At 52.1% G+C, this 682-nt stretch carries 1 pseudogene; it reads right to left on the reverse strand.

Annotated elements, in window-relative coordinates:
• Window positions 1-430 precede the first annotated feature (430 nt).
• Window positions 431-682, reverse strand: a pseudogene (locus tag B3849_RS14385) (short-chain dehydrogenase/reductase); the annotation flags it as partial.

Below are 682 nucleotides of genomic sequence, written 5' to 3' on the forward strand. Positions count from 1 at the left end.
ACACCAGACGCGCAAGCTGTCCGAAAAGGTGGGACCACTTCAGACGTTACCGACCAAATGGATCTGTGCAGAGTATTGTGTGTCGCGCCGCCGTGGAAACGCGACACGAGGTCGAACTCCTCAGAGTGGGTGGTGTGTTGTCTGGTATCCTGACATCATGTTTGAGTTGACATATTGTCAGGCGTTTTTGACAGAAAACTTGCTGAGGCCACCACAGCTGGTCAAATGCTCTGCACCATTTGACGAATTACCGGTTTGGTGAAGCCGCGTTGGGGCAAGGTAAGGTGGCACCGATGTCCGGAGAAGGCCGACTTGGGCCGATTCTGCGAAGCGTAGAAAAGGCAGATATGCATCGCAAACGTCGCCAAATTTCATAGCGACGTTTGATTTCATTATGAAACAGAAAAGTCAGAGGCCCCGAACGCCTAGACTATTTCAGGAACTGTTCGGCGACCAGCGATTGCTGCCTTAATCCATCCGGATCAAGGCCGGTCTTGAGTTTGCTGAAGTCTTCGGACCATTCAGAAGTCCGCGTGCGGACAGGAGGCTGTTCTGAACCCATTACCTTCATGACAATCGCAGCGACCTCATCCGCGGTCTGGTAGATACCCGTCTCTTGGCGATTTTGAGAACCCGCAATATACTTTTGAAGGATCGGCAGGTATTCGTCCTCCAACATGCC

The organism is Sulfitobacter sp. UBA4523, from assembly GCF_002388305.1.
GTDB classification, from domain to species: domain Bacteria; phylum Pseudomonadota; class Alphaproteobacteria; order Rhodobacterales; family Rhodobacteraceae; genus Sulfitobacter; species Sulfitobacter pontiacus.